Here is a 20,963-nt window from a genome sequence, read left to right as displayed (position 1 = left end):
GCCGGAATTGGCCGTGAAAAGCCACTCCCGAACGGTTGCGTGGACCGGCATTCTGCGGCTTTACCCCAACCAGACCGCGGAAGGTCGATGTGCCAACCAACGCCACTATACTGCCACCGGCAGCTGGGTCCAATCCGTGTCAGCCGCCATCTTCCAGACCAATGTGATCACGGCGTTTCCGACCAGCGCCACGACGCTTGCAGTCGTCGGCTCCCGCCGGCGGCCCCCACCCTCAAATCCCCGCGCCACTGAGCCCCTCGACACCCCCACCCCCGTTGGCCGCCTCCTGATGCACCAGGCGAAACTCAGTGAACAGTTCGCGCCGCAAGCGGGCGAGCGCATCGCTGGTCCGCTCCCGCGGGTATGGCAGGTCGATAGCGATCACGCGCTGGATATCCGCGGCCATCAGCACCACCCGCTGGCCGAGCGCAATCGCCTGCAGTGGTATGAGTTCAGCCCCAGCAGGCGGAAGCTGAGCGCGGCGCCCACGCCCTTCTCGTTCGACCACTCGGGCCTGGAGAAGGCCAGCGGGAGGGCGCGCAGCGGCTCACCGGACGCATTGGAGAAGGTACGGCAGAAGGCCGAGGCGCGGGCGTTATCCAGACACTCACCCATGTGCCAGACTGGCGGCAACTTAAGTGGCCCCAGGACCGCGTTGAGCCCGGGACCGGGACGGGCACCGGCACCGGCCAGGCCCTCCGGCAGGCAGAAGCCCATCTTGAGCAACGCAAAGGCGGCGCAGCCCTTGGTCAGGGCTAGCACATCGTGTGCAATCAACTCCTCGGCCACCCGCACCACCGACTCCTCATAGACCACCTTGGGGCTATTGCAGCCCACCAGGTTGACCACGCCCCGGATGCGCCCGGACTTCAGGTGATCGAGCAGGGTCGGCGCACCGCCGAAGGTCTCCAGGAGAGGCAATCCATGGCAATGGCGGAGCCCATCACGCTGCTCCAGGCGAAGGCAAGCCCGGTGCGCAGCAACTGTTGGGTGACGTTCTCCCAGTCGCCGTCGGTCCCGGTGCCGGTGCGGTGCAGGGACTCGAAGACCTCGTGGTAGGCCCCGATCGGCAAAATGTCCAACGCCGTCAAGACCGCAAGCCGCTCCGGCGGGGCCATCGCCTCCAGAGTCCGATGCGGACCCGGCAGGGTACGGCACAGGTCGTCGAGCAGGATCATGGCGATCTCACCCGCCAGCGCCTCGACGGATTTCCCGGGGTCGTCGATCCCGAAGGCCTTGGCCGTGGCGCAGACCTTCTCCGGCCCCAAGATCGGCAGGTCGAGCGTGCCCTCCGCCGCGCCCTTGAGCGCCAACATCACCTCCCGACCCCGTGCACCGTGTGAGGCCACACCCGCCGCGGTCCAGCGCAGGATGTTGCGCGCCACGATCAGATTGGCATCCGCCCCGCAGACCCCGCAGGACTTCTTGGGCGTCACGCGGCAGGGGCCCATGTGGCAGACCTTGCAGCAGGTGCCCTCCAGGCCAAAGGCACAATGGGGTTTCTGCTGGTCGAAGCGGTCGAAGGGGGTCTCGATCCCCACCTGTTCCAGAGGACCAACATCTCGCGCACCGCCGGGTCCGGCGTGCGGGCCAAGACGTCTTCACCAGGCATTGAACTGTCGGGGCAAAAGTCGCAGCATGAGGAATCTTGAAACGGCCGGACCGGCGGCCGCCACTCCCTAATCTACCCGCGTGAGGCCCCATGAGCAGCCCCCAGACCGCCGCAGACCCCAAGTCACTGATGCGCTCGATCATCCAGCGCATCGCCACGGGGCCGACAATGTCCAAGGACATCACGGCGGCCGAGGCGCGCGCCGGCATGGGCGCCATCCTGGCCCAGCAGGTGGACCCGATTCAGGCCGGCGTCTTCCTGATTGCGCTGCGCATGAAGCGCGAGGCGGACGACGAACTGCGCGGCATCCTGGACGCCGTGCGCGACGCCACCACGCCGGTGGTCGCCGCCGTCGATGAGGTGGTGGACATCGCCGACCCTTATGACGGCTACAACCGCTGCCTGCCCGCCGCCCCCTTCCTGGCGGCCGTGCTGGCGCAATGTGGGGTCCCCGCCCTGACCCAGGGCGCGGAGGCGATCGGCCCCAAGTTCGGCGTCACCCATCGTGCCGTGCTGGCGGCGGCCGGGGTCCCGGTCGACCTCGACACCGCGGCCGCCGCCGCCCGGCTGGCGGACCCGGCGCTGGGCTGGACCTATCTGGACCAGCGCGCCTTCTGCCCGGCCCTGCACGGCCTCAACGGCCTGCGCGCCGCGGTGGTCAAACGCCAGGCACTAACCACGGTGGAGGGGCTGACCAGGCCCATCGCGGGGCGCACCAAGACCCATCTGGTGACCGGCTTCGTCCATACAAAATACCCCCGCATCTATGCCCTACTGGCCCGCCACGCCGGCTTCGATTCGGCCCTGCTGGTGCGCGGCGTGGAGGGCGGCGTGATCCCGTCGCTGCGCCAGAGCGGCGTCTGCTTCAATTACCAGGACGGCGGCGCGGAACAGCCGTTCGGGATCGACCCGGCAACCCTGGACATCGACGAGGCCGTGCGCGCCGTCCCCTTGCCGGATGACCTGCCCCAGACCGTGCGCCCGGGGGACGAGGACACCATGGCGCTGGACATCGCGGCCACCGCGCGGGCGGCCGCCCAAGTCGGGATGGCCGCGCTGGCGGGTGAGCGCGGGCCGACCTATGACAGCCTGGTCTTCACCGCCGCCCTGATCCTGTGGCACCTGGGCCGGGAACCCTCACTGGCGGCCGCGGGCGGGCGGGTGCGCGCCGTCCTGGACTCCGGTCTCGCCCAACGCCGGGTGTGTTGAGACCGACCAATGGACCCGCAGCACGGCCAGTCCAATACGGATCGGCCCATCCTATTGATCGTCGACGACCAACCGGAGAACCTGGCCGTGTTGGCCGAGATCCTGGGTGATGACTACCAGGTGCGGGCGGCGCGCTCCGGCGCCCAAGCCCTGCGGATCGCCGCCTCGCTACCCCGGCCGGACCTTGCGCTGCTCGACATCATGATGCCCGGCATGGACGGCTTCGCGGTCTTGGCGCACCTGCGCGAAGACCCAGTCACCCGTGACATCCCGGTGATCTTCGTCACCGCCCTGGACGACACCCGCACCGAGGTCCTGGGGTTCACGGCTGGGGCGGTGGACTATATCGGCAAACCGTTCGTTCCGGCGGTGGTGCAGGCGCGGGTCCGGACCCACCTGGAATTGAAGCTGGCACGGGACCGGTTGAGCGACCAGAACGCCTGGCTGGAGCAGGAGGTGAACCGGCGGATGGAGGAGAACGCCATGATCCAGGAGGTGAGCATCCGCGCCCTGGCTCACCTGGCCGAGATCCGCGACCTGGAGACCGGCAACCACATTCTGCGCACCCAGGGTTATATGCGTGAATTGGCGGAGTCGCTGCGCGACCACCCGCGCTTCAGCGCGGTGCTGACCCCCCACTTCATCGAGGTCCTGGTCCGCTCCGCGCCACTGCACGACATCGGCAAGATAGGCATCCCGGACCAGATCCTGTGCAAACCCGGCCCCCTCACCCCGGCCGAGTGGACGGTGATGAAGACCCACGCCGCGCTGGGCGCGGACGCCATCGCCTGGGCCGAACGCAGCCTCCCCCGGCCATTGGAGTTTCTCGCCCTGGCCCGGGAGATCGCCCGCTGGCACCACGAGCGCTGGGACGGTCACGGCTACCCCGATGGGCTCGCAGGTGAGCAGATCCCGCTGGCCGCCCGTCTCATGGCGCTGGCGGATGTCTTCGACGCGCTGGTGTCCGAGCGGATTTACAAACGACCCATGCCCTTTGCGGCGGCCCGCGAGATCATCAGCGCCGGGCGCGGCAGCCACTTCGACCCCGACGTGGTGGATGCCTTCCTCGCGCAATTCGACACCTTTGCCGCCATCGCGCGGCGCCACCAGGACACGCACGGGCCGGCGAGCGCGTCCCCCGCGCAGCCCCCAATGGATGCACAGGGAGTGCCGACACCCTGACCGACGGGAGAGAATACCTCCGACGCCTTGCAGCACGGGCCCCGCGGCCTGACATTGCCCCCGAACGCAGCGCGGCGCCGCCCCTGCCCACTGATCATCAATCACAGACCCTCGTCAGCCGGGGGTTGGAGAACACTCACATGACCGAACGCGTGGATGTCGCTGGCCTGAAGGTCGCCAAGCCCCTCTATGACCTGGTGGAGACCGAGATCGCCCCGGGCACCGGCATCGAACCGGACGCACTCTGGCAGTCCTTCGCCGCCATCCTGGCCGAGCTGGCGCCGCGCAACCGGGCACTGCTCGCACGCCGCGACGCCATCCAGGCCCAGATCGACGAATGGTATCGGGAGCACCGGGGCCAGCCCATCGACCAGGGCGCCTACCGCGCCTACCTCGCGGACATCGGCTATCTGGTCCCGGAGGGTCCCGATTTCGCCGTGACCACCGCCAACGTGGACCCGGAGATCGCTAATCTCTCCGGCCCCCAACTGGTGGTGCCGATCAACAACTCGCGCTATGCACTCAATGCGGCCAATGCCCGCTGGGGCAGCCTCTATGACGCGCTCTATGGGACCGATGTCATCCCCGATACGGCCAGTCTGGCGCGCGGCAAGGACTATAACCAGGCGCGCGGGGCCGAGGTCATCACCCGCGCCGCCGCCTTCCTGGACGAGGCCGCACCCCTGGCCCTGGGCTCCCACCGGGACGCCCGCGGCTACCGGGTGGACCTGGGTAAACTGGTCGTCGAACTACCGGATAAGGGCCAGACCAAACTCAAGGACCAGGCCCGCTTCGCCGGCTACCGCGGCGAGCCCGGCGCCCCCACCGCGATCCTGCTGGTCAATCACGGCCTGCACCTGGAGCTTAAGATCAATCGCACCCACCCGGTTGGCCAGGCCAGCCCGGCGGGCGTCGCCGACATACTGGTGGAGTCCGCCATCACCACCATCCAGGACTGCGAGGACTCGGTCGCCGCCGTCGACGCGCAAGACAAGGTCATCGTCTACCGCAACTGGCTCGGCCTGATGAAAGGTACCCTCACCGCCAGCTTCGACAAGGGCGGGCAGTCGGTTGAGCGCGCGCTGGCGCCGGACCGGACCTATACCGCCCCCAACGGGGGCACCATCACCCTACCCGGGCGCTCGCTCATGCTGGTGCGCAACGTCGGCCATCTGATGACCAATGATGCCGTGCTGCTGCCGGACGGCTCCGAGGTACCGGAGGGCATGCTCGACTGCATCATCACCGCGCTGTGCGCGCTGCACGACCTGAAGGGGACCGGGCCGCTGCACAACTCGCTGGCCGGGAGCATGTACATCGTCAAGCCCAAGATGCACGGGCCGGAGGAGGTGCAACTCACGGTCGACCTCTTCGCCCGGGTGGAGGACGCCCTGGGGCTCGCCCGCAATACGCTCAAGATCGGCATCATGGACGAGGAGCGGCGCACCACCGTCAACCTCAAGGAGTGCATCCGGGTCGCCCGCGAGCGGGTCATCTTCATCAACACCGGCTTCCTGGACCGCACCGGGGACGAGATCCACACGGCCATGGAGGCCGGACCCGTCATGCGCAAGGGCGCCATGAAGGCCGCCCCCTGGCTGCTGGCCTATGAGGATTGGAACGTCGACACCGGCCTCAAGTGCGGCCTGCCGGGCCACGGCCAGATCGGCAAGGGCATGTGGACCATGTCGGACGAGATGCGGGCCATGGTCGAGACCAAGGCCGCCCACCCGCGCGCCGGGGCCAACTGCGCCTGGGTCCCCTCCCCCACCGCGGCCACCCTGCACGCACTGCACTACCATCAGGTCGACGTGCCCGCCCGCCAACGGGAGATCGCCGCCGCCGGTCCCCGCGCCAGCCTCGACACCATCCTGCAGATCCCCCTGGACCCCAACCACGCCTGGACGCCCGCTGAAGTCCAAGAGGAGCTGGATCTGAACTGCCAGGCGATCCTGGGTTACGTGGTGCGCTGGATCGACCAGGGTGTGGGCTGCTCCAAGGTCCCGGACATGAACAACGTTGGCCTGATGGAAGACCGCGCGACGCTGCGAATCGCCAGCCAAATCCTCGCCAACTGGCTGCACCATGGCGTGATCGATCGCGCGCAGGTGATGGCGACCATGCACCGCATGGCGGTCATCGTCGACGGCCAGAACGCCGGCGACCCGCTCTACCGGCCGCTGGCCCCGGCGTTCGACGGTATTGCCTTCCAGGCCGCCTGCGACCTGATCTTCAAGGGCCGCCAAGTCCCCAATGGCTATACCGAGCCCACCCTGCACGCCATGCGCAAGCGGCTCAAGGCGGCGGGCTGACGCCGGCACCTGGAGCGCCGACCGTTGGTCGGCCAGCCGCCGCCGGGCGGTCTAGGCTCGACCAGCGGCCCAGCCCTGCTGGTATCTTGACTCATTCAGATCACTGACCAAGCTAAAGCGACAATGCCAAGCAGATTGAAGCTGATCTATTATAAGACCAGGTTACCATTGATAGACATAGGTAGACTTGATGATCTGATCATCGTGGCCGGCATGGGTAGAAGCGGCACGACTTGGGCAGGAAATATCATTAACTACGACAATAGTTACAGAGTGCTGTTTGAGCCATTTTTTCCAGCCAAAGCGAGCGAAGCAAAGGGGTTTGAGTATATTCAATATCTCAATCCTCACTACCGCAATGAGGTCCTGGCCAATCAGGCAAGGGCAATTTTGACAGGAGATGTGCGAAATGATTGGGTGGATAGAGGCAATGATCGATTGCTCTATCGTCGCAGAATAGTAAAAGACATTAGATGCAATCTGATGCTGGGTTGGCTTAAGCGGCTGGCCAATAATCCTCCGGTTGTCTTTGTGATCCGGCACCCCCTTCAGGTCTTGCATTCATGGTTAGAGCTGGGATGGGGAAAAGAGGCTATCGGCAGCAGAAGTGATTTCGACATAATCACCTCACAGAAAGAATTGTCAAACGACTTCCCTATTATAAAAGACGTCATGGGATTGATTGACAGGCAGGATTTGTTCGAAACTTTGCTTTTCGAGTGGTGTGTTTATCATCTTGTGCCATTTCGCCATCTAAGCAAGAATGACGCTTATCCTCTATTTTATGAAAAACTGCTTACCAATCCCACCAACGAGGTTGGCAGCCTATTTCGCTATTTGAATAAGCCGATTGACGCTGATGCATCGCATAAGTCAATTCTTGCATCATCTGGCACGAACTTTCTTGACAGGGATTATGGCAGGGACCAGGCTCGCTTGCTCAACAGCTGGAAAGACGACTTTTCGGCAAGTCAAATTCGAAGAGCGGATTATATTTTGTCAGCATTCGGACTGAATGGTATTTACGACAAGAACGGGCTTCCAACAGACACTCAGTTGTTTGGGGATCATAGTTAGCCGGGAAAATTGTCACACAACTCGCGTCATGCCCCCCATGACTGCGGTCATGATCGACAGACTCAGATGACGACCGGCAAATGGTTGGCGGCAGCAGGCACGGCGCTCTTGCTTGGCGGCCTGGCGGTCCTGGCGTGGCGCGGGCTCTGGACGGACGGCCGGCCGCGGGAGCACTCAAGCGCCCCGGCAGGCACACCGCCGCAACCTCCCATCCGCCCGCCTGAGGCCGAGCGACCGGCAGCACCCGCCACAGTCACGACGGCGCCTGTCACCCAAGCCCCAGCACTGCCGGAATTGCCGTCGTTACCCCTGCCGCCCGCCACCTTTGAAACCTGGCGCGACGCACTCACGGACCACGCCCGGCGGATCGGCATTGCCCAAGTCACCCTGGACGCGGCCTTCCAGGACGTGCTGCCGCTGCCGGGCGTCATCGCTCTCGACCGGCACCAAAGTGAGTACACCCGCACCTTCTTTGACTACTTGCAGGCCACGGTCTCGCCGGCACGCATCACCCGCGGCCAGGCACTGCTGCGCCAACACGCCGCGTTGCTCGCGGACATCGAGCGGCGCCACGGCGTCCCGGGCGCCATGCTCGTCGCACTCTGGGCCATGGAGAGCGATTACGGTGCTCAACCAGGCACCGTTCCGGTCATCGCCGCACTCGCCACCCTGGCCTATGACGGGCGCCGCCGGGAACGCTTCACGGGCGAGTTGATCGAGGCCCTGCGCATGATCGACAGCGGTCAGGCCAGGGTGGCCGAGATGACCGGCTCCTGGGCGGGCGCCATGGGCCAACTCCAATTCATGCCCTCCACCTACCGGCGTTATGCGCAGGATGGCGACGGCGATGGACGCGCGGATATCTGGACCAGCACACCCGACGCATTGGAGTCCGCGGCCAATTATCTCGCCGCCGCCGGTTGGCAACGCGACCAGCCCTGGGGGCAGGAGGTCAGGCTGCCGCCCTCATTCGACCTCTCCCAAACCCGGTTAGGCATCACCAAATCACTGGATGAGTGGCACCGCCTGGGCGTGCAGTGCGCCAACGCGCAACCGCTGCCGATGGGCGACACCGCGGCGGCCATCATCCTGCCCGCGGGGCGCCGCGGCCCCGCCTTCCTGCTCTACCCGAATTTCCGCGTCATCCTCGACTGGAATCGCTCGCTCAACTACGCGCTCACCGCCGGCTACCTGTCCGATCGCCTGAGCGGTGCCGCGCCACTCGTCGGCCGGCCGCCGCCCGGGGACCGGGCACTGCCGCGCCGGCGCATTGTCGCGCTGCAACAGGGACTCGCCAGCCTGGGATTCGACGTGGGTGAGGCCGACGGCATGGTCGGACTCAAGACCCGGGACGCGGTCCAGGACTATCAGCACGCGCGCGGCCTGCCCGCCGACGCCTGTCCGACACCCGCACTGATCGAGCAAGTCGCGCGCGAGAGCGCTCCAGCGGCACCGGCGAAGCGACAGTGAACGCGCTCCCGTCGGGCCAACACCGAACCACCCACACGGCACTGTTGGAGCCGGGTCTTCGCCGGTACACTCCCAACCCAGATTCTCGTTGTTGCAGCCGCCGCGCACTGCCCGGCGGCAATGGCGAACCAATGACACTTGAGGACCTCCCGCGATGAAGCACTCACCCACCGGCGCTGCCCTTGCCCTGATCCTCGCCGCCATGCTGCCGGCGATCGCACCCGGCGCGGACGCCCCCGCGACCGGCGCAGCCCCAACGCCAGGCACCGCCGCCGCGTCGGCACCCCGACCGGCGCCGACCCTGGAAGGCACTTCCTGGTCGCCGACGGCCTATCGTGTCGGCGATGCACTCATCGAGATGACCGCGGGCGGGCGCCCGGGGAGATTCCGCTTCGAGGCGGGACACCTCTCGGGCAGCGCGGGCTGCAACCAGATCGGTGGGGCCTACACCCTGGCGGGCGATCGGCTGACCTTCAAGCCCACCATCCGATCGACCATGATGGCCTGCCCGGAGCCGCTGATGAAGCAGGAGCAGGCCGTTGGCCTGGCCCTGACGCGGGTCGCGGCCTATCGACTGGACGGCGAACGCCTCGAGTTGCTGGACGCCACGGGCGGCCCGCTGCTGAGCTTGCTGGCGATGCGGCCCGCACCGCTGGTCGGACAGTGGCAGCTCACCGGCTACAACAACGGCAAACAGGCCATGGTATCAACCCTGAACGGCACCGAGATCACCCTGGAGTTGCGCGACGACGGGACGCTCGGCGGTTCCGACGGCTGCAATCGCTACATGAGCGGCTACACCCTGACGGGCGAGACCCTGACCGTCGGCCCCCTGGCCAGTACCCGCATGGCCTGCAAAGGCCGGCAGGGCGCGGCGGAACAGGCAGGCGACTACGCCACGGCCCTCGCCACGGTGACCGGCTACCGGATCGAGGGCGACGAGTTGATCCTGCTCACCAGTGCGGACAAACCGGCCGCCCGTTACCGCGCGGCGGCCAGCCGGCCGGTCGCCACCGGGAGTGCCGCCCCTGCGGGCGCGCAGCCGAGCCCGGATGCGCAGCCGACCCCGACGCCCACAGTGGAAAGCAGCGCCCCCAAGAGCGACTCAGGTAATGCCGGGAAGGTCCCACCACCACCTTATTGATCTTTCATTTCAGTCGCACCCATCCCCAAAAAAAGGCCGCCCCAAAATAACTGGAGGCGGCCTGAGTCGGGGGGGTTGAATACTGAGCGGGCACTACACTGACATGGCGCTCCACGCGCTCATCCAGTGAGCGCCCTCATCGCGCATCGTCGTGGGTTATCGCACCTTGGTCGTGGCCGTGGCCTGGTTGTTGGCGGAGTTGGTGTCGGGGGTCGTACTGCTGACCTGCACGGAACCGGACAAGGTGCCCGCGGCCGTGGGCGAAACCGTGAACTTCATTTCCTTGTACTTGCCGGCGGCGATTGTACCCAGGTTACAGGTCAGGGTGCCGGTTCCGGTGCAGGTGCCGCCGGACACCAACGTGACCGGGAGACCCACCGGCAATTGCGCCGTCAGCACGGTCCCGCTCGCAGTGACCGTGCCCTTGTTGGTGACCTTCGCGGTATAGACGAGCGGCTTGCCGACGGCGGCCGGATCGGGGGCATCGCTGAGGGTCACGGTGAGGTCGGTGCCGCCGCTCGTCACGGGTGCCGGATTGACGGTCGTCACCGCGGTGGCGGAGTTATCGGCGGGATTGAGCTCGTTGGCCGTGCTGGCCGCGCTGGGTGAGTTGCTGACGGCCCCGGCCGCGGTCGGCTTGACGACGATCGAAACGGTCGCGCTCGCTCCCGGCGCCAAGTCCCCTAAGGCGCAATTGACGTTGGAGCCCCCCGTACAACTGCCGCTGCTGGCGCTGGCCGAAGCGAAGGTCAGGTTGGCCGGCAAGGCATCGCTCACACTCGCCGCGGTGGCGGTCTGGTTACCGTTGTTGACCACCGTAATCGTATAGGTGAGGTTGGCACCGACCGTGACTGGATCGGGGGCATCGGTCACCGTCAAAGCCAGATCGGCGCCTTGCGGCGGCAGCGGCGTGGGTGTCGACGTGGTCGCGCCACCGCAGGGCGGGGCCGGTTGGGCGGCCGAGGGGCTGCCGGTCGGCGTCAGCACGACCGCCTCGGTGGTACCGTTATGGGTCCCCCAGCCGGCGATGATGCCGGAGTCGTTGATGCTCTGGGCATAGCCGATGCTGTCGTCCGCGGCTAGGTTGGACACCAGGGTATTGAGGTCGTAGCGGGCCCCCTGCGTATAGATAAATCCGGTGCCACCGACGCTCACCTCACCACCCACCACGGTGCCGGCCGTATTGATGCCCTGCGCCATGCCGCATCCCAGATCGGTCACTGCGCCGTTATCATAGAAGAAGGCGTGATAATTGTCGGGGAGTTGCATATAGCCGACGACCTGACCGACCGCGTTAAGGCCATAGGCAAAGTTCCAGTTGGTCGCCGTCTCGAAACCGGGCAGAATGCGGGCGCTATACTTCCCAGTCGCGCCGGGCTCCCAGATCGCCGGCCGATAGCCGTAGGTGATGGTACCGGGCGGGTTGATCCCATCGGGCGGCATCTGATAAGAGGCGCCGCCGACAATCACGCCGGAGTCATTGATCTTGTAGGCGTACATGACGTCTGAACCGGTCACGCCCGGCAGCGTTTGCGGTGCACCGCCGGCCGTGGAGAGAAAGCCGACCTCGGTCCAGGTCGACCCGGTCCAAGTGCCCATCATGTGCCCGACGACCGCGCCTAAGTTGTTGACCGCGGTGGCGCCGTCATTGCGCCCGAGCGACAGACCCAAGGGCGCCGTCATACCGGAGGCAGCCGTGATGGTAAAGGCGTGTTCGTAACCGCCCGGCCCATTGGCGGTCCCGGCGATCACACCGAGATCGTTCATACCCGTGGGAATCACCGAATCGTTCCAGGTGTTGCCGCTGGTATCCGACGTATAGCAGGGCTGGGTCGCGCAGACGGCAAACTGGCCTAAATTGGTCAAGCCGGTCTGGGGCGTCCAGCGGAAGCCGCGGGCCTGCGAGTTATAGCCGTTGGCGGTCTGATTCCCGGAGACACCGACGACCTCGCCGACACTATTGACGTCGAGGGCGTAACTATAGGCATCGCCGGCATTCAGGACACCGAGCCAGGTCAGGGTATAGCCAGGTGCAGCAGCGCACGCCGGGCCAGTCTGGAAGGCAATCGCACAAGCCACGGACAAGGCACTGAGGCGCAACGGAGATTTTTGCATCGGTAGGCACACGTTTTGTTAAAAATCAGTCGTGGTGCGGTCGAGAGCCCCACGAAGCGCCGGATATATCCGACTCTATTAGGCGGGCATCCTATACGACATAATTTTTTGGTCAAGTATTTTTTCTGTCCGAGGCACTCAAAACCTTGAAAATGCATCGCGACCCGACACACGGCGCTGCCCGCAGCCCGGTTGCCAGGCATGACCGTGCCCTCGTGACACGGTTTGCCCGGACGAGAGCACTATCACGAGTGGAGAAAGGGGCGCCACGCGCCGGGGCAGAGGCCAATCCGCTTGCCGACACCCGGATGCGGAACGACAGGGGAGTCAGACCGCCCGCTGGCGGGAGTCATTGCCTTGGCGCAAGTAATTCTCGCATTTGGGCGAATGGCAAGAATTCGCCAGGTCACCTCCGGCGCCCCCCTTCGCAGCTGCCCAGGATGCTCTGCTTGACGGTATCCAACCTCACTTGCTGGCTCTGCGTCGGTTGCCTTGCCTGGAGCGACTCAAAAGCAGCGCCGGGATACTTTACGCAGCCGGGATACACGACAATCTTCAATACCCCGGACTCGGGTTGGTCGAGAAACAGGACCGTGAGACGTTCTTGAACACAAAGCGCGGAACCGCTGCGAGCCACAATGAGCTGGGTCACGCTGGACGATTCGATTTGGTATCCCTCGGACCCCAGGGCGCTCGCCATGATCTGGCGCGCGCACTCTGGCCTGACGTTGAGGAGGTCGATCTCAAGGTTCCCAGATGGGGTATGCGGACCTTGAGTGTCGAAGGCAGCCATGCCTTGGCTCCCAGGGTCGGCCTCAAAGTTCCCTAATGGGGTACGCGGATCTTGGCCGAGCGCACCAGCGCTGAGCAGCGCCAAGAGCAGAATAGACAGCGAGCGGTTCATGCTTCACTCCTGATCTGAATTTATAACAGAGACTTATCCAGTCGGAAAAAGTAAACTGACATTTTCAATGTCCCACTAAATTTTCCAACCGGAAGACCTGATCCTCCTCGCAGCGGCCCGCCTTCTCGAAGTAGCTGACGGTCATGAAGCGACCCTGGGTATCCTGCTTCAGAAACAGCGCTGAGCCATAGAATTTGTGTTCCGCATTGACCTTCGCAATGGTATCTGGGCTATTGACTAGATAATCGCCCTTCGTCTCAATCAGCACACAGCCATCGCCGCGCCTGCGGCCATTGACCTTGACGATAAAGTCGGGGAAAAACTGTGCGCCGCTGGGCAGTACCAGGGCGACCGACCATGGCTTGTGCGGCTCGTTGCGATACCAGTAGGCGACGGCCCCGGACTGGTCGGCATCCAGCATCTGGGCAAAGGCCAATTCCAACCGATTCAGGCCATCGGGCATGACCCCATAGACATTGAGCCGCGATCGTTCCGCTCCCGGCAGCGCTTCGGTGGTCGCCGGCCAGTGCGCCGTATCGATGACCTCCTTGAAACGGCTGGCACATTCGCGCTCCGCCCGGCGCAGCAGCGTGGGTTGGGTCGCCATGATCAGATTGAGTGCCCGCTCCAGGGTCGGCTCGTCATCCGGTAGCCCGCGGTGCCTGAACTCGGTCCGCAGCCGCCCGAGCAAGGCCTGGAAGAGCTCCGCGGGATGCAGGCAGCCGAAGTGGAACAACTCCAGCTGCGCCTTTTCCGCCAGGGCCTTGGCCTCAAGCCGCGCGTGAGCCTCCTCCAGCGCCGCCGTTCCCTCGAAGAGATCGATCGTCTTGCGGGTGAGCGTCACGCTGACGCGCAGGCCCACATTGATTACCGTATCGTCGAAGCCGATATGCGCCGCGATGCAACTGAGCAGGTCCGCGGTGGAGATCGGCATCCGCTCGGTCTTCAGGATCGGTTGCGCATCCGCGCGTAAGGGGTGGCGCCCGGGTGGCGGCAACGCCATCGGTTGACCCAGGGCCGGCGGCCCCTTGATTGCGCGCCCATTGGCGAGCGTGGCCGCGGGTCCATCACCAAACAGATCGAGCGTCCCCGGCAACGGATAGCCCGCGCCGATCAATGGTTCCGCCTGGCCCGTTCCGGTCTCTGTTTCCCCATCAGGGGCTTGCGTGAGGTCAGGCGCGTCGGTCAGGACCCGAAACAGGCTCCCCTGGCCATTCACCGCCACCTGGACCTGCGCCTCTCCCGCTACTCGGAAGACACTGGTCGCAGGGCAAATCTTGGCCAATTCATCGCGGATGGCGTTGATCCGTTCCCCGGCACTGACGAGCCCCCCCTGGTTATCCGCATCCGCCAGGAACACATAGCCATAGCGCAGGCCGGCGGGGAGGGTCTTCTCCAGGGTCGCGGGTTGCAGCCGGCGATGGACCCGCAGGATGCGCCCAACGACCTGGATGCCGAAGTCGGTGTCCTTGGCCCCGCGCAGCGACGCCAGCACAAAGGCGCGCGGGGCATCGAAGCCCAGGGCCACCGCCATTTTGAAGATCAGCACCTCGAACTGTTCGTCCAGGGCCACGGCCAGCAGGTCGTTGCTGGGCTCCTTGGCGGTATAGGAGGCGATCCGCGCCTCGGGCACCCCCAATCCAATGAGAAACGCGCGGGCCTGGGCGACCGCCTGGTCACTATTGCCCACCTGCACCAGCATCAGGGGCACCAGATCGATCCCCGCCGCGGCAAGTTCGCGGGCAATGCGCTGATGCATCGTCCAGGCCTCCTTCAACGCGGTTTCCGCGAAATTCACCAATGCCTGTTGCTGCGGCCCGGCGAGAAAGGCGACCGATCTGACGCCCTCTTTGATCAGACCCGCCTCCACCGCGGAGCGGCGGCTCACCGCGTTGCGATGGACCTCTTTGATCCCGCTCGCCTGCTTGAAGCGCTCCACGTCCCGATCGTTCGGCGTGGCCGTCACCATCAGGGTGAAGTCAGGCGCCAAGACCTCATGATAGAAGCGCACTGCCTCGCTGGATGTCGTGAAAAATGTATGGTGCGCCTCGTCCACCACGGCCCCGATGCGGAAACCGTCCTGCCGCAACTGCGCAATGAACTCGTCCAGGGCGAGCGTACTATCCCCGCCCTTGCGCACCCGCCGCGTCTCCTTGTTGTTGGCCGCCACCGCCGCCCAGGTGGTGACGAAACAATCCCCGCTGCGGGCATTGCGGGTAATCCGATCGATCTGGATGTCGCGCACGCGCAGTCCGGGAAAATCCTTTTTCAATGCGCCCCGCGCCTGGTCCACCAGTCCGGCGAAGGGGGTAAACCAGAACCAGACGATGCGGGCGTTGCCCTCCCGCCCGGGTCGGCTGAAGGCCTCCGCGATCATCCCCGCCATCAGGGTCTTGCCCGAACCGGTGGGGGCCTCCAACAGCACACAGCCGTTATAGGCACTGGCGATGCGACGCTCGTTGAGGTCCGGCGCCTGCCGGATCTGGTCCTCCGCATGGCGGAAGATCGCCAGTGCCTGGTCGACGGCCTCTTGCTGATAGCGCTTGGGTGCGATGCCGTTCATTGGGCGGTCCCCGCACCGAAACGGTTGACCAGATACTCTGGGATCGGCTCGAAACTGGCACGGGCATCGTCGATGCGTTGGGCCAGCAGCGGAGCCTGCCAGGAATAGACCACCACCTGGGCAGCACCCTGCAGCGCGGCCTGTACCGCCGCCACCGCTGCCTCACTGACGCCGGGCAGATAGATGACCTTGGACGCATTGAGCACCAGTAGCTGTAGCGGTGCCCCCGGATCATAGGGCGACAGCGTATCGCCATGAATCAGTTGGAGAGCGGTCCAGATCTGATCGTGCTGGACGGCCCGAAAGAGCCGCTCCGTCGGGATGCGACGGGTTCTGAGATACGCAAAGCTGCCGCCCAGGCCGGGCACCTCCTCACCCTTGCGGTTACGGTAACCGGTCATGACCCGGCGCACCCGCTCGGCACAGACATCACGGCAGAGGTTTTTGTCCGGTTCGTCAGTCGTCGCCTCGGTGTTGGAGACCAGGATAAAGCGGCGATTGCCGCCGTCCTCGGCATTCAGCTTGAGCACTGCCTGGGCCGTGGTGCCGGAGCCGGCGAAAAAGTCGAGGACCAGGTCGCCGGGCTTCGTGGTGATGCGTAGGATACGCTCGATGAGACGAACCGGCTTCGGGGTATCGAATGCGGTTTGGGTGCCGAACATAGATTGAATCTCCTTGCGCGCCTCGTCGGTGTGGCCTACCTCTTCATGTGGCCACCAAGTCCATGGCACGATTCCATCCGCATCGCCGAGGAAGTGCATTCTTCGCGGGACGCCATTACCGTCTTTCCCAAAATAAATCCTTTTATCCTCCAATAGCCGCTCAAATTCCGGTCTAATAACTTTCCAGCATGTTCCTTCCGGAGGTCGATGGCATTTTCCATTTGGTGCGATGATTTCATACATCTGATTCGGCCTGTATCCTTGCGCAGTCAGGGATACCGATTGCCACAGGCCTCGCTGATCGTTGTTCGGGTTCTTGTAGAGTGCGAGTTGCTTTTCAGCCAATGGGAGTTTGTTGCGGGTAGCCTTGAACCGGTCCGGATCGATGGTGTATACCAATAGATATTCATGCACGTCGCCAATCGCCTCACGATTTTCCCGTGAATATCGTTTTTGCCAGACATTGATCGCGACCCTGTTGCTCTCCCCAAACACCTGATCCATCAGCATCCCCAGGTGGAAGACCTCATTGTCATCGATCGACACCCAGATGGAACCATCCTCGGCCAACAATTCGCGGGCCAAGTCCAGGCGCCGATACATGAACTCCAGCCATTTGCTGTGCCGAAAACTGTCCTCGCGATCGATGAACCGGTCGTTATAGATGAAGTCCCGGTTGCCGGTATTGTAGGGCGGGTCGATATAGATGCACTTCACGCGCCCGGCATGGGTCATGCGCAGGCTGCGTAAGGCGTCGAAATTGTCGCCCTCGATGATCAGATTGCCGAACGGGGGCGCGCCATGCGATCGTTCAGGCACCAAGTCCAGGACCACGAAATCGCCATTCACCGAACGATCATGGTCGATCAGATCGCGTTCCCACGACAGGCCGAAGCGCGGCCGGCGGTCGCGCTCGCGCAGCAGCCGGACCAGTTCATCCTTGCTATATTCCTGATATTTGTCGGCCATATATCTACTTGCTGTGGTGAGCGGCGCAAAACGAGAGTTTCGATTGGCCTTGATCATCGCTGCGGCCTTCATCGCTAACCGGTCGAGGCTTTAGCCGGTGGCGGTTTCCCACGCATCCAAAAGAAATCAATGGCGCCTACACGCCCGGCCGGCTAAAGCCTCGACCTCCGGTGGCCAGAACGACGATCAAGGCCCAGCCGCACGGCCGCGGCTGATCGGCCAGGGCTTTAGGAGTCAGGCACGAGCGATGGACGCGGCCTCAGTGAGATCACCCCGCAACTCCTTAACCTGCAGCATCGGCTTGTTCCAATCTTCGCCCGTGACAAGTTCATCGGCGCCCGCGGTAAGTGCGCCAGCGACATGCACTGCATCCATTGCGGCCAAACCGTAACGGAGAGCAAGTTCACAAGCGGCTTTCAGCACCGCATCAGTCCAGGCAACCCGCGCCTTGGCGAGGGAGAATATCCCTTCACAAAAGGCGCATTCGTGGAACTGGCGATGGTATTGCGCCTTGGGCATCGTCTCCAGCCACAGAGCGTCACTCACGAGAATGTCGCGTTGGGGGTCGCGTAGAACCGCAATCGCGGCGGCGCTCTGGGGCGCTTGGGCGCGAAACGCGGCGATCAGTACGTTGGCATCCACATAGGTCAGCACCTTAGTCATCACGCCGGCCACCCTGACGGCTGCGCACTTCGGCATGGATCTGGTCCCAGTCGAGCAGCGGCATTCCCTCCTTGATCGCCTGCTCACGCAGGGCGAGCAAATGTTTCCAAACGTTGGCTCGCGCCTGATCTGCCATTCGGGTATCCGAGCCTTCCGATGCTGCCGGGACATCGACAGCGACCGGCGCCGCGGCCGGACTTGATTGTTCGTCCAGCAGGGTCACCAGCACCCGTACAGGTGCGGTAATCCGCACCGGGTCGTCGAAAGACAGCGTACCCGCTGGAGAAAGCGTTGCCCGAATCGTGTTCATCATGACCCGATCACCTCGCTGCTGTTATCCAAAACTGGGACTGTTGAGGTCCAGTCGGACGAGCGCTTCGATCTTATCCGCGCCCATCGGCAAGTACTTTCAATAACTGCTCAGTATTGGCATCGTCCGGCGGGTTGGTCGTCGCCCAGGCCAATGCTTGCTCCAGATCGGAAGCAGCCTGGGGCAGATGCAACCAGCGTTCGTTGTCCGGCACGACCGTCACGGTGCGCAGCAGCCAGACCCCGGGCTCCTGCTCCTCGACCAGCACTTGTCGGCCCTCATATTGTTTGCCAAGCGAAATCTAGCCCTTGGTGCCAATCATCTTGACGCTTGAGTCAGTTAAGGTCGGCATCACGATCACCTCTCGCCTTCGCTTTGTCGGTAGCACGTTAGCACTGCGCATTGTGGCCGGCAAGGAGCCCGGTCCAACTCAGACCCAGGAGTCACGGGCGGCGGCGATGTCCCACAAGCAAGGGGCGTGGAGCCCGGTGCGCTCGTGTAGACATCTCCGGTCCGCTGCACTGTCCGTCAGGTTGCAAGGTCGCAGCGGGCGCGCGTCTGCGCTGGGCCGTGCCGTAGCGTGCTGACGGCCGCGGCGACTGATCAGAAGCGGCTGCTTGCACGCAAGGCGGCGCTACTTGCAGGCACTGTGCGATTTCTTGCAGCGCTCCGCATGGTATGTGTGGCTTTATAACCTATTGCGTGAAAAAGAGATAAGCCGCGTTGCTTTTGAGATGCGGCGCGCCGAGGCCAACGGGCGATTGCTTGCACGCAAGTCGCTCGGACTTGCGTGCAAGTCGCTCGTGATTGCATGACATTGACGGCCGACGACAGACGCGCAACGGCGCCGTGTCGGAAAATTTGCGTACACACCCTTGACAGACCCCGCGTGTGGGACAAGACTTCTTGTAGACGCGGACATGCGCCGCGTCAGTCACGATCACTGTTCCTTCAACGGAGGGTTTCACATCATGATTTCTCAGCGCTACTTCCCCAATGCCGACGCCGACCGCATTCTCTGGCTCAAGATCTACTGGGCGATGCTGTTGAGCCATGGCCCACGGCTGGGCCTCGGTGACGAGGAGATCACCGATACCCGGGCCGGTATCACCTATTATCTCTGGATGTTGGAATCCTTTTGCCCGGTGGCCCACCAGTTTGCGCTGGATGCCACGGCCGCCCGCAAGCACCTCGCCTACGGTGAGGACCCCGACCCGGTCGCGATACCCACGTTGCCGAGCTTCGCGTCCCCGCCACCGGCCGTCCTGCCCGGGTTGTTCAACCGGATCTTCAACCAGGTCCAACGCATGAAGCTCCATCCGAATTACACGGAGAGCATGGGCCGCGAACTGGGTATCCTGCCGATCGTTGATGCCACCGAACACCCTGTCCCCGAGTTTACCGTCACCACGGAACAGGGTCCCAACGGGATGCGGCCACGCATCGATTACACCAAGTTTGGGCACCACGGTATCGTCGGCGAGTATCGCGTGAACGGTGGCCCCTGGTTGCCGCTGGGTCATTTCAACCAGAAGACGATCTACGACGATCGTCCACTGACCGTGCCGGGCACCCCGGAGAGCCGTGACTATCGCCTGCGCTGGTTGCACAAGGACGAGGGCCATGGCGACTGGAGCGCGATCCAGACGGTGTTGGTAGGGGCTTGAGTCCTACTGGTTGGTTGGCGGTTAGGCCCGCCAACCAATCCTACGATGAAGATTAACTGATCGATCTATTCACTGACCTTCGCGGCGCGCAGCGCCTGACACAGGCGTGACACCGCGGAGCGGTGTCACGAGAGCGTTAACTGAATGGCATTGGGGTCAGCCTCAGCCCGTCAGCCCCAAGTCGTCCCACAGACGCAGCGTCGGGCCGGACTGGTTCATGGTGTAAAAGTGCAGACCCGGGGCGCCGCCGGCCAGCAGGTTGCGGCACAGGCGCAGGCCCACCTCATGACCGAAGGCACGGATGGACTCCAGGTCGTCGCCATAGCCCTCCAGCCGGCGCCGCGCCCAGCGGGGGATCTCGGCCCCACAGGCATCGGAGAAGCGGGCCAACTGGGTGTAATTGGTGATGGGCATGATGCCCGGCACGATGGGGATGCTGATCCCCAAGGCACGCACGCTGTCGACGAAGGCGAAATAGGCGTCGGCGTTATAGAAATATTGAGTGATGGCGGAGTCCGCCCCAGCCTCGACCTTGCGCTTGAAGTTCTCCAGGTCTCGCGCCGGATTGGGTGCCTGGGGATGGTATTCGGGGTAGGCGGCGATCTCGATGTGAAAATGGGCGCCGTGTTCGGCGCGGATGAATTCCACCAACTCATTGGCATAGCGGAAGTCCCCGGACGTCCCGGTGCCGGTGCCCGAGGGCAGGTCGCCACGCAGGGCGACGATGCGGCGGATGCCCTGGTCGCGATAGCGATTGAGCAGCGCGCGTACCTCCTCCTGATTGGAGCCGATGCAGGCGAGGTGCGGGGCGGTGTCGATGCCCTGGGCGCGCAGCCAGTCGACGGTCTCAAAGGTCCCCTCACGCGTGGAGCCGCCGGCACCATAGGTGACTGAGAAGAACTCAGGTCCACGAGCGGCAAGCTCGGCGATGACGGTCTTGAGCTTCGCACTCCCCTCCGGGGTCTTGGGCGGGAAGAGCTCAAAGCTGAAGCTGAGTGGAAGATGGTCGGTCATGTTGGCGCGGCCCTGGACTGGAATGTGGCGCCCATTAAGGGCTGGCGGGAGGTGACATACGTCGCGGCCGGGGGGCCGCTCCTACGGGCG

At 64.3% G+C, this 20,963-nt stretch carries 18 protein-coding genes; 7 read left to right on the top strand and 11 right to left on the bottom strand.

All coding sequences use genetic code 11. From position 1 onward, the window contains the following. Positions 1-232: 232 nt before the first annotated feature. From QZY44_RS10370 to QZY44_RS10360, 3 genes are read right to left on the bottom strand one after another with little or no spacing between them, the layout of a single operon-like run. Positions 233-406, bottom strand: a complete 174-nt coding sequence (locus tag QZY44_RS10370) for a hypothetical protein (protein ID WP_295445855.1) — start codon at positions 404-406, stop codon at positions 233-235. After that, the gene (locus QZY44_RS10365; protein WP_295445853.1) at positions 406-921 is read right to left on the bottom strand and encodes a hypothetical protein; all 516 of its coding nucleotides are present in this window, start codon (positions 919-921) and stop codon (positions 406-408) included. The genes QZY44_RS10370 and QZY44_RS10365 overlap by 1 nt, the downstream gene beginning before the upstream one ends. Beyond that, positions 870-1,541, bottom strand: a complete 672-nt coding sequence (locus QZY44_RS10360) for a hypothetical protein (protein WP_295445851.1) — start codon at positions 1,539-1,541, stop codon at positions 870-872. The genes QZY44_RS10365 and QZY44_RS10360 overlap by 52 nt, the downstream gene beginning before the upstream one ends. 161 nt (positions 1,542-1,702) lie before the next feature. Here QZY44_RS10360 and QZY44_RS10355 point away from each other — a divergent pair, with 161 nt between their 5' ends. The 6 genes from QZY44_RS10355 to QZY44_RS10330 all read left to right on the top strand — a co-directional run bounded on the left by QZY44_RS10355 (position 1,703) and on the right by QZY44_RS10330 (position 10,006). Beyond that, on the top strand, positions 1,703-2,821 hold the full coding sequence (locus QZY44_RS10355) for an anthranilate phosphoribosyltransferase (RefSeq protein WP_295445849.1): 1,119 nt from the start codon (positions 1,703-1,705) through the stop codon (positions 2,819-2,821). A gap of 9 nt (positions 2,822-2,830) precedes the next feature. Beyond that, entirely contained in the window at positions 2,831-4,003 is a 1,173-nt protein-coding gene (locus QZY44_RS10350; RefSeq protein ID WP_295445847.1) for a two-component system response regulator, read from the top strand. A gap of 140 nt (positions 4,004-4,143) precedes the next feature. Then, positions 4,144-6,315 carry a malate synthase G gene (locus QZY44_RS10345; protein ID WP_295445845.1) on the top strand — a complete coding sequence of 724 codons (2,172 nt, stop codon included), beginning with the start codon at positions 4,144-4,146 and terminating at the stop codon, positions 6,313-6,315. 135 nt (positions 6,316-6,450) lie between these two features. Continuing rightward, positions 6,451-7,392, top strand: coding sequence for a sulfotransferase domain-containing protein (locus QZY44_RS10340; protein WP_295445843.1), 942 nt, complete (start codon positions 6,451-6,453; stop codon positions 7,390-7,392). 66 nt (positions 7,393-7,458) lie between these two features. Then, entirely contained in the window at positions 7,459-8,862 is a 1,404-nt protein-coding gene (locus QZY44_RS10335; protein WP_295445841.1) for a lytic murein transglycosylase, read from the top strand. A 154-nt stretch (positions 8,863-9,016) separates the two neighbouring features. After that, complete coding sequence (locus QZY44_RS10330; protein ID WP_295445839.1) at positions 9,017-10,006, top strand: META domain-containing protein; 990 nt, start codon at positions 9,017-9,019, stop codon at positions 10,004-10,006. Positions 10,007-10,162: 156 nt separating this feature from the next. On the opposite strand, the gene QZY44_RS10325 is transcribed toward QZY44_RS10330, so the two are convergent. From QZY44_RS10325 to QZY44_RS10295, 7 genes are all read right to left on the bottom strand, one after another. Beyond that, a complete protein-coding gene (locus QZY44_RS10325; protein ID WP_295445837.1) occupies positions 10,163-12,121 on the bottom strand; it encodes a hypothetical protein in 1,959 nt (652 codons plus the stop codon). A gap of 406 nt (positions 12,122-12,527) precedes the next feature. Beyond that, positions 12,528-13,025 (bottom strand): hypothetical protein, encoded by a 498-nt coding sequence (locus QZY44_RS10320; protein WP_295445835.1) that lies wholly within the window; start codon positions 13,023-13,025, stop codon positions 12,528-12,530. Positions 13,026-13,089: 64 nt separating this feature from the next. Continuing rightward, the gene (locus QZY44_RS10315; RefSeq protein WP_295445833.1) at positions 13,090-15,588 is read right to left on the bottom strand and encodes a DEAD/DEAH box helicase family protein; all 2,499 of its coding nucleotides are present in this window, start codon (positions 15,586-15,588) and stop codon (positions 13,090-13,092) included. Continuing rightward, positions 15,585-17,219, bottom strand: a complete 1,635-nt coding sequence (locus tag QZY44_RS10310) for a site-specific DNA-methyltransferase (protein ID WP_295445831.1) — start codon at positions 17,217-17,219, stop codon at positions 15,585-15,587. The genes QZY44_RS10315 and QZY44_RS10310 overlap by 4 nt, the downstream gene beginning before the upstream one ends. 234 nt (positions 17,220-17,453) lie before the next feature. Beyond that, positions 17,454-17,882: a PIN domain-containing protein gene (locus QZY44_RS10305; protein WP_295445829.1), complete on the bottom strand. Its 429-nt coding sequence runs from the start codon at positions 17,880-17,882 to the stop codon at positions 17,454-17,456. After that, a complete protein-coding gene (locus tag QZY44_RS10300; RefSeq protein ID WP_295445827.1) occupies positions 17,875-18,195 on the bottom strand; it encodes a hypothetical protein in 321 nt (106 codons plus the stop codon). Before QZY44_RS10300 ends, QZY44_RS10305 begins: the two co-directional genes overlap by 8 nt. Before the next feature lie 70 nt (positions 18,196-18,265). Continuing rightward, on the bottom strand, positions 18,266-18,460 hold the full coding sequence (locus QZY44_RS10295) for a hypothetical protein (protein ID WP_295445825.1): 195 nt from the start codon (positions 18,458-18,460) through the stop codon (positions 18,266-18,268). A gap of 703 nt (positions 18,461-19,163) precedes the next feature. On the opposite strand from QZY44_RS10295, the gene QZY44_RS10290 reads away from it, so the two are divergent. Then, complete coding sequence (locus tag QZY44_RS10290) at positions 19,164-19,859, top strand: hypothetical protein (protein ID WP_295445823.1); 696 nt, start codon at positions 19,164-19,166, stop codon at positions 19,857-19,859. A gap of 162 nt (positions 19,860-20,021) precedes the next feature. Here the strand turns inward: QZY44_RS10290 and metF are convergent, their stop codons facing one another. After that, positions 20,022-20,873: a methylenetetrahydrofolate reductase [NAD(P)H] gene (metF, locus tag QZY44_RS10285; RefSeq protein WP_295445821.1), complete on the bottom strand. Its 852-nt coding sequence runs from the start codon at positions 20,871-20,873 to the stop codon at positions 20,022-20,024. Between the last annotated feature and the right edge of the window lie 90 nt (positions 20,874-20,963).

It is taken from the genome of uncultured Thiodictyon sp. (genome assembly GCA_903837595.1).
In the GTDB taxonomy this organism is placed as follows: domain Bacteria; phylum Pseudomonadota; class Gammaproteobacteria; order Chromatiales; family Chromatiaceae; genus Thiodictyon.
The sequence above is the reverse complement of the archived record's forward strand: the minus strand, read 5'-3'. Positions and strand labels throughout refer to the sequence as shown.

Bases quoted from the DNA above. Each gene is read 5' to 3' on its own strand.
- QZY44_RS10305 (WP_295445829.1), bottom strand. From the start codon at position 17,882: ATGACTAAGGTGCTGACCTATGTGGATGCCAACGTACTGATCGCCGCG.
- QZY44_RS10345 (WP_295445845.1), top strand. From the start codon at position 4,144: ATGACCGAACGCGTGGATGTCGCTGGCCTGAAGGTCGCCAAGCCCCTC.
- QZY44_RS10290 (WP_295445823.1), top strand. From the start codon at position 19,164: ATGATTTCTCAGCGCTACTTCCCCAATGCCGACGCCGACCGCATTCTC.
- QZY44_RS10325 (WP_295445837.1), bottom strand. From the start codon at position 12,121: ATGCAAAAATCTCCGTTGCGCCTCAGTGCCTTGTCCGTGGCTTGTGCG.
- QZY44_RS10300 (WP_295445827.1), bottom strand. From the start codon at position 18,195: ATGATGAACACGATTCGGGCAACGCTTTCTCCAGCGGGTACGCTGTCT.
- QZY44_RS10335 (WP_295445841.1), top strand. From the start codon at position 7,459: ATGACGACCGGCAAATGGTTGGCGGCAGCAGGCACGGCGCTCTTGCTT.
- QZY44_RS10315 (WP_295445833.1), bottom strand. From the start codon at position 15,588: ATGAACGGCATCGCACCCAAGCGCTATCAGCAAGAGGCCGTCGACCAG.
- QZY44_RS10320 (WP_295445835.1), bottom strand. From the start codon at position 13,025: ATGAACCGCTCGCTGTCTATTCTGCTCTTGGCGCTGCTCAGCGCTGGT.
- QZY44_RS10350 (WP_295445847.1), top strand. From the start codon at position 2,831: ATGGACCCGCAGCACGGCCAGTCCAATACGGATCGGCCCATCCTATTG.
- QZY44_RS10330 (WP_295445839.1), top strand. From the start codon at position 9,017: ATGAAGCACTCACCCACCGGCGCTGCCCTTGCCCTGATCCTCGCCGCC.
- metF (WP_295445821.1), bottom strand. From the start codon at position 20,873: ATGACCGACCATCTTCCACTCAGCTTCAGCTTTGAGCTCTTCCCGCCC.
- QZY44_RS10310 (WP_295445831.1), bottom strand. From the start codon at position 17,219: ATGGCCGACAAATATCAGGAATATAGCAAGGATGAACTGGTCCGGCTG.
- QZY44_RS10355 (WP_295445849.1), top strand. From the start codon at position 1,703: ATGAGCAGCCCCCAGACCGCCGCAGACCCCAAGTCACTGATGCGCTCG.
- QZY44_RS10370 (WP_295445855.1), bottom strand. From the start codon at position 406: ATGGCCGCGGATATCCAGCGCGTGATCGCTATCGACCTGCCATACCCG.